This is a genomic window from Phenylobacterium sp. (assembly GCF_004297125.1).
Taxonomy (GTDB): domain Bacteria; phylum Pseudomonadota; class Alphaproteobacteria; order Caulobacterales; family Caulobacteraceae; genus Phenylobacterium.
Map to the genome: position 1 here is coordinate 1 of NZ_SCVD01000010.1, position 9,238 is coordinate 9,238.

Consider the following 9,238-nt stretch of genomic DNA (forward strand, 5'->3'; position numbering starts at 1 on the left):
CATGATCTCGCGGTCGAACCGCTCCTCGGCATAGGCCGACACCACGCGCGGCAACAGCTTTTCGCGGGCGTACTGGCGCGCCGCGTCCCACACCATCCGCTCCTCTTCCGAGAGCCGCGACGACAGATCCAGGGGATCGTCCCAGCGGTAGGTCTTCTGGGGCGCGCCAGCGTCGAGCGGCATGGGAGGTCTCCATATAGTTTAGGTAACGACATTTTAGGCTTGAACTAAAATCGCCGTTGTCGCAAGGTCCCGTCGCAACGTCGGAGGAAAATCATGCGGATCGCGTGCGTGGGCGGTGGGCCGGCCGGGCTCTACTTCGCCATCTCGCTGAAGCTGCGGCGTCCCGAGCATGACATCGTGGTGCTGGAGCGGAACCGCGAGGGCGACACCTTCGGCTGGGGCGTCGTCTTCTCGGATCAGACCATGGAAAACCTGACCCGGAACGATCCGGTCAGCGCCAGCGCCATGCGCGCCGAGCTCGCGCACTGGGACGATATCGACATCCACGTCGACGACGGGCGGCACGACTCGAAGGTGACCTCGACCGGTCACGGCTTTATCGGCATCGGGCGCAAGCGGCTGCTTGAGATCCTGCAGGCCCGGGCCGTCGAGCTCGGTATCGAGCTTCGCTACGAGGCCGAGGTGGAGGCGGACGAAGCCCTGCTGGAGAGCTACGATCTCGTCATCGCGTCGGATGGCATCAACAGCAAGCTGCGCGAGCGCTTCGCCGAACACTTCGACTGCGACATCGAGGTGCGCCGGAACAAATTCGTCTGGCTGGGCACCCACCAGCGCTTCGACGCCTTCAACTTCATCTTCGTGAAGACCGAGCACGGCTGGATCTGGGCTCACGCCTACCAGTTCGACAAGGAGACGGCAACGTTCATCGTCGAGTGCTCGCCCGAGACCTTCGAGAGCTTCGGCTTCGAGGGGATGTCCCAGGAGGAGACCTGCCGCACGTGCGAGCGGATCTTCGAGAAGCACCTGGGTGGCCACGCCCTGATGACGAACGCCGGCCACCTGCGTGGCTCGGCGTGGCTCAACTTCCGCCGCATCCTCTGCGGGACGTGGCACTATCGGAACTGCATCCTCCTGGGCGACGCGGCCCACACGGCGCACTTCTCTATCGGCTCGGGAACCAAGCTGGCCTTCGAGGACGCCATCAAGCTGGCCCAGGTGCTCGACGACCCCGGCCTCACGCCCGAGGCGGCGCTCACCCAGTACCGCGAGGAGCGCCACCTGGAGGTGCTCAAGCTGCAGAGCGCGGCGCGCAATTCCACTGACTGGTTCGAGGACCTGGAGCGCTACCTGCAGTTCGAGCCGCCGCAGTTCGCCTACTCGCTGCTCACCCGCAGCCAGCGGGTGAGCCACGAGAACCTGCGGCTGCGCGATCCCCGGTGGATGGCCGACATCGAGCGCTGGTTCGCCGAGCGGGCGACCGGCGGTCCGGTCCAGTCGCCGACGCCGCCCATGTTCACGCCGCTGAGGCTGCGCGGCCTGGAGCTGAAGAACCGGATCGTGGTGTCGCCGATGGCCATGTACTCGGCCGTCGAGGGAACCCCAACCGAATTCCACATGGTGCACTACGGCGCCCGCGCACTGGGCGGTGCGGCTCTCGTCTACACCGAGATGACCTGCATCTCGCCGCAGGCGCGAATCACCCCCGGCTGCCCCGGCCTGTGGAACGACGAGCAGGAAGCCGCCTGGGCGCGCATCGTCGACTTCGTTCACGGGCACACCGAGGCCAAGGTCTGTGTCCAGCTCGGCCACAGCGGCGCGAAGGGCTCCACCCGGGTGGCCTGGGAGGGGATCGATGCGCCCCTGGCCGAGGGCGCTTGGCCGGTCGTGGGGCCGTCCGACGTGGCCTGGTCCGACGCCAATGCGGCGCCGTGGCCGATGACGTGCGTCGACATGGACGTGGTCCGCGACCAGTTCGTAGAGGCCACCCGTCGGGCGGCGCGCGCGGGCTTCGACATGCTCGAGCTCCATTGCGCCCACGGCTATCTGCTCTCGGGATTCATCAGCCCCACTCAGAACCGCCGCACCGACGAGTACGGAGGCTGCCTGGAGAACCGCCTGCGCTTCCCGCTGGAGGTTTTCCGCGCCATGCGCGCCGTCTGGCCGGAGGATCGACCGATGTCGGTCCGCATCTCGGCGCACGATTGGGTGGGCGACGCCGGGGTGACGCCCGCCGAGGCGGTGGAGATCAGCCGGGCCTTCGCAGAGGCGGGCGTCGACATCATCGACGTGTCGTCGGGCCAGGTCACCAAGGCCGAGCGTCCCGTTTACGGGCGGATGTTCCAGACCCCCTTCGCCGACAAGATCCGCAACGAGGTGGGTGTCGCCACCATGGCGGTGGGCAACATCTACGAGGTCGATCATGTGAACTCGATCCTCGTGGCCGGCCGCGCCGACCTCTGCGCCCTGGCGCGGCCGCACCAGATGGACCCGAACTGGACCCTGCGCGCGGCGGCCCAGCAGAAGATCGCCGACCCGCCGACCCCCGTGCAGTACCAGAGCGGCTACCGCCAGCTGGTCACCAACCTCGAGCGGGCGGGTCAGATGACCCTGCTGGTCTGATGGCGGACGCAGACAAGCCGCACGCCGTCGTCACCGGCGGGGGAAGTGGGATCGGCCTGGCGATCGCCCGGGAACTGTCGGCCATGGACTTCGCGGTGACCCTCATGGGCCGCGATCCTGATCGCCTGGCCCGGGCCTCCACCGAACTGCCGAACGCCCAGCTGGTCCCCTGCGACGTCACCGATCCGGAACGCGTCGGGGCGGCCTTCGCAGAGGCGGTCTCGGGCGCCGGGCCGGTGTCTGTCCTGGTGAACAATGCGGGCATCGTGCGGACCGCCCCCTTCGCGCGGCAGTCGGACGCGGACTGGGATGCGATGTGGCGCACCAACGTGCTGGGCGCTGTCCACTGCACCCGCCAGGTGTTGGCCCCCATGCGCGACCTAGCCGCCGGCCGGATCGTCAGCATCGCGAGCACCGCGTCGCTCAAGGGCTACGGCTACGTGTCCGCCTATGTGGCCAGCAAGCACGCCCTGCTCGGCTTGACGCGGGCGCTGGCCGTGGAGCTGGCGCAGACGAACATCACCGTGAATGCGATCTGTCCAGGCTACGCAGACACCGACATCATCCGCGACGCGGTCGAGACGATCGCGGAGAGGACGGGGCGGACCGAGGCCGACGCGCGCACAAGCTTCACCTCCAGCAACCCGCAGGGCCGACTGATCGATCCCATGGAAGTGGCGGGGACCGTCGCGTGGTTGGTGAGCCACGATGCGCGCTCGGTCACCGGCCAGGCCATCGTCGTGGCCGGCGGAGAAGTAATGTGACCCAGCCCTACATGATCGAGAAGCTCGGCGGCGCGCCGCACAGCAAGCAGTCGCTGCGCCTGTGGCTGCGACTCCTGAGCTGCTCCATGACCATCGAGAAGCGCGTGCGCGCCCGACTCGCGGTGGAGTTCGACACCACGCTGCCGCGCTTCGACGTCCTGGCCGCGCTCGACCGCAATCCCGACGGCCTGAAGATGAGCGAGCTGTCCGACTGGCTGCTCGTCTCCAAGGGCAACGTCACGGCCATCGTCGAGCGGTTGATCGGCGACGGGCTGGTGGAGCGGCTGGCCGACGGAGCCGACCGGCGGATCATCCGCGTCCGCCTGACCCCGAAGGGCAGGGAAGACTTCGCCGGCATGGCGCGGCAGCACGAGGCGTGGCTCGACCACGCGATGGGCGACCTGACCGACCAGGATTTCGAAACCCTCCTCGCGGGCCTCCAGCGCCTGCGACTGTCCATCGAGGAAAATCCCATATGACCGCCTTCGACCCGGCCACGTTCTCACCGCGGCATTTCAGGTGGACGTTCGAGGACGGCGTGGCCGTCGTGACCCTGAACCGCCCCGAGCGGAAGAATCCGCTCACCTTCGAGAGCTACGCCGAGCTGCGCGACACCTTCCGGGCCCTGGTCTATGCGCCGGCGGTCAAGGCCGTGGTGGCCACGGGCGAGGGCGGCAACTTCAGCTCCGGCGGTGACGTCTTCGAGATCATCGAGCCGCTCACCGAGATGGACATGACGGGCCTGCTGGCCTTCACGCGCATGACCGGCGACCTGGTCAAGGCGATGCGGGGCTGCCCGCAACCCGTGATCGCGGCGGTGGACGGGATCTGCGTCGGCGCCGGCGCCATCATGGCCATGGCCTCGGACCTGCGGATCGCCACGCCCCGCACCAAGACCGCGTTCCTGTTCACCCGGGTCGGCCTCGCCGGCTGCGACATGGGCGCCTGCGCCATCCTCCCCCGCCTCATCGGCCAGGGCCGCGCCAGCGACCTGCTGTTCTCGGGCCGGAACATGTCGGCCGACGAGGGCGAGCGCTGGGGCTTCTACAATCGCCTGGTGGAGCCCGAGACCGTGTTGTCCGAGGCCGTGGCCTGGGCGCGCACGCTCATCGCCGGCCCGACGTTCGCGCACGGCATCACCAAGACGCAGCTCAACACGGAGTGGAACGTGAGCCTGGAGACGGCCATCGAAATGGAAGCTCAGGCGCAGGCGATCTGCATGCAGACGAAGGACTTCCGGCGCGCCTTCGAGGCGTTTCGTGACAAGCGCCAGCCCGCGTTCCAGGGCGACTGAACATGGCGGACAAGACGTTCATCGACTGGCCGTTCTTCGACGACCGGCACGCTCTGTTGCATGAGGGGCTGTGGAACTGGAGCCAAGCGAACCTTGCCGGAACGCCCCACGCCGATGTGGAGGCGACTTGCCGCGATCTCGTGGCGCGTCTGGGTGAGGCCGGCTGGCTCGGCCTGTGTGTTCCGGCGGCCTATGGTGGGGCCAACCCGGGCCTCGACGTGCGCTCGCTGTGCCTGGCCCGTGAGACGCTGGCCTATCACGATGGCTTGGCGGATTTCAGCTTCGCGATGCAGGGGCTGGGTACGGGCGCGATCAGCCTGTTTGGGGCCGAGGCCATCAAGCGCGAGTGGCTGCCTCAGGTCGCCTCGGGCGCCGCGATTGCAGGCTTCGCGTTGTCGGAACGCGAGGCCGGCTCGGATGTCGCGGCGATGTCGACCCATGCCAAGAAGGTTGCCGGCGGCTATAGGATCTCGGGCGAGAAGACCTGGATTTCCAACGGCGCCATCGCCGACGTCCTGACGGTGTTCGCCCGTACGGGCGACGCACCGGGCGCCCGCGGCATCTCGGCCTTCGTTCTGCCGACCGACGTCCCCGGGTTCGAGGTCACCGAGCGGATCGACATCATCGCCCCGCATCCGCTGGTCAGTCTGCGCTTCAACGACTGCTTCGTACCCGATGACCATCTGATTGGAGCGTCGGGCGAGGGCTTCAAGATCGCGATGGCGACGCTGGATGTCTTCCGCTCCACCGTCGGGGCCGCGGCCCTGGGCTTCGCCCGCCGGGCGAACGACGAGGCGCTGCGACGCGCGTCCACGCGCAAGCTCTTCGGCGAGCCCCTGAGCGAGCTGCAGATGACGCAGGCGAGCCTCGCGGACATGGCGCTCTCGATCGACGCCAGCGCGCTGCTCGTCTACCGCGCCGCCTGGGCCAAGGACCGTGGCCAGCCGCGCGTCACTCGTGAGGCCGCGATGGCCAAGCTGCAGGCGACCGAGTCCGCCCAGCGGGTGATCGATGCGGCCCTCCAGCTGTTCGGCGGCCAGGGCGTCGTCAGCGGCGAGGCGGTCGAACGGCTCTATCGCGAAATCCGCGCCCTGCGCATCTACGAGGGCGCTACCGAAGTCCAGAAGGTGGTCATCGCGCGCCAGGCGCTGGCCGCCTTCGCCTGACATCTCGCGCACGAGAGGAACATCGATGCAGATCCTTCAGCCCTCGGGCTGGCCCCGGCCCAAGGGCTACGCCAACGGCGTCGCCGCCAGCGGACGGCTCGTCTTCGTCGCGGGCCAGATCGGATGGGACGCCGAGGGCCGCTTCCCGCCGGACTTCGCCGGTCAGTTCGAACAGACCCTGCACAACATCGTCGCCGTGCTGAAGGAGGCCGGCGCGGGGCCCGAGCACCTGGTCCGGCTCACCTGGTACATCACCGACAAGCCCGCCTATGTCCGCGACCAGCGGCGGGTGGGCGAGATCTATCGCAATGTAATGGGGCGCAACTTCCCGACCATGGCGGTCGTGATCGTGGCGGGCCTGGTCGAGGACGCCGCCCTGGTCGAGATCGAGGCCACGGCCGTCCTGCCCGGCGAGGCGGACGATGTGGCGTCCGCCTGAGAAGGTCCGCCACGCCCCGGACCCTGGCGCCTGGCCGACCGTCGAGGCCGCGGCCGGCTCGCGGCTGTTCTCGCCGCTGGCCTTCGGCGCGCTGCGCCTGGACCAACGGACCTGGGTGCCGGCGATGGTCCCCTGGCGCGCCTCGGACGAGGGTTTCGTCACAGACACCGTGGTCGAGTGGTATGAGCGCTTTGCCGCCGGCGGGCCGGCCGCGGTGGTGGTCGAGGCCACCGGCGTCCGCGACGTGGCGAGCGGCCCCCTGCTGCGGATCGGCGACGACCGCTTCCTTGCGGGCCTGGAGCGCCTGACGGCGGCTGTCCGCCGCGCGAGCGGTGGCCGGACGCGGCTGTTCATCCAGCTCATCGACTTCCTGACCATCCGCCGGCGGGTGGATCGGGAGACCTTCCTCACCCGCTTCCTGAAGATCACCGACCGGCATCGCGAGGCCCTGCAGGCGGATGCGGACGACGAAGCCGTGCGGGCGCTGATCCTGGGCCTGGACGACGGTGGGCTGGCGCGGATCCTCGATCCCCGCGAACTGGAAAGCCTGCGGATGGGCTACCGCGAGCGCGTCACCGACACCGAGCTCGCGCACATCGCCGACCTGCCGGCGCGGCTGCCGCCGCTGTTCGCCGCGGCGGCTCGAAGGGCGAAGGCGGCCGGCTTCGACGGCGTGGAGCTGCACTACGCTCACGCCTACACCCTGGCCTCCTTCCTTTCGGCCGGGAACACGCGCGCCGACGGCTATGGCGGCGATCTCCAGGGTCGGCTGCGCCTGCCGCTCGAGGTCTATGCCGCGGTCCGCGAGGCCGTGGGTCGTGACCATGTGGTGGGCTGCCGCTTCCTGGCCGACGAATGCATCGTGGACGGCACGGCCCTTCCCGAAGCCTGCCGGATCGGCGAGGCCTTTGCCCGCGCCGGCTTCGATTTCCTGTCGCTCTCGCGCGGGGGCAAGTTCGAGGACGCGCAGCCGCCCAAGGTGGGCGCGGCCGCCTATCCCTACACGGGCCCAAGCGGCTACGAGTGCATGCCGTCGTTCCTGTCCGACGAGCGCGGTCCCTTCGGGCGAAACGTGACCGCGGCGGAGGCGGTCCGGACGGCGGTCCGCGTGGCGGGGTTCGAGACGCCCATCGTCGTGGCCGGCGGCTTCCACGGGTTCGCCCAGGCCGAGGCGGCGCTCGAGGCCGGCGTGGCCGACGTGGTCGGCATGGCGCGCCAGGCGCTGGCCGATCCGGACTGGTGGCGCAAAGTGCGCGCCGGACGAGGCGACGCCGTACGGGTCTGCGGGTTCACCAACTACTGCGAGGCGCTGGACCAGAAGCACGCGCCCGTCACCTGCCAGCTGTGGGATCGGTCTCCGCGCAAGGCGGGCCGCCGTACGCCCGACGGCAAGCGCTGGATGACCGCGCCGCCGTGGGAGCCCGACGTGCCGTAGCTAAGGTTCGGTGGCGCCGGGCCCTGGGGGCGCCAGGGCGGCGACGTCGGTCGGGCTCAGGCCTGCTTCCCGCAGCACCTCCTCGGTGTGTTCGCCCAGACGCGGCGGGCGGCGGATCGGCGGGCGCTCGCCATCGAAGAGCACCGGGACGCCCGGGTGTCGGACGCGGCCCGTCTCGTCGTCGAGGACGGTGAAGAATCCCGTGGCGGCCAGGTGCGGGTCGTCGATCAGGTCCTCCAGTCCCTTCACCTCGGCGCAGGGCACTTCCAGCTCGCCGAGCAGCTTCAGCCACTCGGCCGTGGGGCGGGCCCTCAGGATCGCGGCCAGCGTTTCGTAGAGCTCCGCCACGTTGGCGGTCCGCGCGCTGATGTCCCGGAACCGAGGATCGTCCGCCAGTTCCGGCCTGCCCACGGCGCGGAACAGGCTGCGCCAGTGGCCATCCGTATAGGGCAGGGCGCAGATGTAGCCGTCGGCGGTGGCCTGGGGCCTGCGGTCGGGGGCCATCAGCCGCGGATAGGCGGCCGGCCCCTTGGGCGGGTCGAAATGGCGGCCGTAGAGGTGCTCGACGGCGGTGAAGGCGACCATCGACTCGAACATCGGCACCTCGACGACGGCGCCCTTGCCGGTGCGGTCGCGATGGTTCAGGGCGGCCAGGATCGCGATGACGCCGACGAGGCCGACCGTCTTGTCGGCGGCGGTGGTCGGGAGGTACTGCGGCTCGCCGAAGCGTTGGCCCATCAGATCCGCCAGCCCGCACAGTCCCTGGATGACGTCGTCGTAGGCCGGCCGGCCGCCGTAGGGGCCATCGGCCTGGAAGCCGTGCATGGTGGCGCACACCAGCCGCGGATTGCGCGCCAGCAGCGCCTCGGGCGACAGGCCGAGCGCGGCCATCTTCTGGGGCCGGTTGTTGTGCAGAAGGATGTCCGCACCATCCACGAGACGGAGCAGCGCCTCGCGGCCGGCTTCGGTCTTGAGGTCGAGCACCACGCTGCGCTTGTTGCGGTTCGCGCCCAGGAACATGGCGCCCATGCCGGGCTCGTGCTCGGGGCCGGTCCGCCGTGTCGAGTCCCCGGCCGGCGGCTCCACCTTCACCACGTCGGCGCCGAGGTCGGCCAGCCACTGGCCCGCATAGGGGGTCATCAGCACCGCGCCCAGCTCCAGGACGCGGACGCCGTTCAGGGGCGTCATCGGGATTGATCCTCCAGCGCGCTCGGCGCGGGATTCGCGACCGAGAGGCCATAATCGTCGAGTCGCAGCGCTGTGCAGGGCCTCCAGAGGTGGCGCATGTCGCGCACGCCGAGGTCGGAGAGGATCTGGGCGCCGATCCCGTAGTCGCGCAGCACGTTGTCGGTGTGGTCGGCCTGGGGCTGGCCGTAGCGCTCGGAGAGCCAGTGCGGGTTCGAGTCGCGGATGAACACCGCCACCGAGGCGCCGTCGTATTCCGAAAGCGCCTTCAGCGCCTTGGGGACGTATTCGCGGCGGGTCTCCACCGCGCCCAGCATGTCGGTGGCCAGGTCGACGCGGTGCATGCGCACGAGGGTGGGCCTGTCGGGTTCG

At 69.7% G+C, this 9,238-nt stretch carries 8 protein-coding genes and 2 pseudogenes; 7 read left to right on the forward strand and 3 right to left on the reverse strand.

Going from position 1 to position 9,238, the window contains the following annotated elements:
- Positions 1–183, reverse strand: a pseudogene (locus EPO51_RS05075) (acyl-CoA dehydrogenase); the annotation flags it as partial.
- Positions 184–276: 93 nt separating this feature from the next.
- Between EPO51_RS05075 and EPO51_RS05080 the strand changes: the two are divergent.
- The 7 genes from EPO51_RS05080 to EPO51_RS05110 are packed head-to-tail and all read left to right on the forward strand — an operon-like array spanning position 277 to position 7,681.
- Complete coding sequence (locus tag EPO51_RS05080; protein WP_293346766.1) at positions 277–2,583, forward strand: bifunctional salicylyl-CoA 5-hydroxylase/oxidoreductase; 2,307 nt, start codon at positions 277–279, stop codon at positions 2,581–2,583.
- On the forward strand, positions 2,583–3,347 hold the full coding sequence (locus EPO51_RS05085; RefSeq protein WP_293346769.1) for an SDR family NAD(P)-dependent oxidoreductase: 765 nt from the start codon (positions 2,583–2,585) through the stop codon (positions 3,345–3,347). Before EPO51_RS05080 ends, EPO51_RS05085 begins: the two co-directional genes overlap by 1 nt.
- On the forward strand, positions 3,344–3,826 hold the full coding sequence (locus tag EPO51_RS05090; RefSeq protein ID WP_293346772.1) for a MarR family winged helix-turn-helix transcriptional regulator: 483 nt from the start codon (positions 3,344–3,346) through the stop codon (positions 3,824–3,826). The genes EPO51_RS05085 and EPO51_RS05090 overlap by 4 nt, the downstream gene beginning before the upstream one ends.
- Positions 3,823–4,641 (forward strand): enoyl-CoA hydratase family protein, encoded by an 819-nt coding sequence (locus EPO51_RS05095; RefSeq protein WP_293346775.1) that lies wholly within the window; start codon positions 3,823–3,825, stop codon positions 4,639–4,641. Before EPO51_RS05090 ends, EPO51_RS05095 begins: the two co-directional genes overlap by 4 nt.
- Before the next feature lie 2 nt (positions 4,642–4,643).
- The gene (locus EPO51_RS05100) at positions 4,644–5,807 is read left to right on the forward strand and encodes an acyl-CoA dehydrogenase family protein (RefSeq protein ID WP_293346778.1); all 1,164 of its coding nucleotides are present in this window, start codon (positions 4,644–4,646) and stop codon (positions 5,805–5,807) included.
- A gap of 25 nt (positions 5,808–5,832) precedes the next feature.
- Positions 5,833–6,246: a RidA family protein gene (locus EPO51_RS05105; protein ID WP_293346781.1), complete on the forward strand. Its 414-nt coding sequence runs from the start codon at positions 5,833–5,835 to the stop codon at positions 6,244–6,246.
- A complete protein-coding gene (locus EPO51_RS05110; RefSeq protein ID WP_293346783.1) occupies positions 6,230–7,681 on the forward strand; it encodes an oxidoreductase in 1,452 nt (483 codons plus the stop codon). Before EPO51_RS05105 ends, EPO51_RS05110 begins: the two co-directional genes overlap by 17 nt.
- Here the strand turns inward: EPO51_RS05110 and EPO51_RS05115 are convergent, their stop codons facing one another.
- Both EPO51_RS05115 and EPO51_RS05120 read right to left on the reverse strand, forming a co-directional pair.
- Positions 7,682–8,869, reverse strand: a complete 1,188-nt coding sequence (locus EPO51_RS05115) for a CaiB/BaiF CoA transferase family protein (protein WP_293346786.1) — start codon at positions 8,867–8,869, stop codon at positions 7,682–7,684.
- A pseudogene (locus tag EPO51_RS05120) lies at positions 8,866–9,238 on the reverse strand (3,4-dihydroxy-2-butanone-4-phosphate synthase); the annotation flags it as partial. The pseudogene EPO51_RS05120 and the gene EPO51_RS05115, both read right to left, overlap by 4 nt.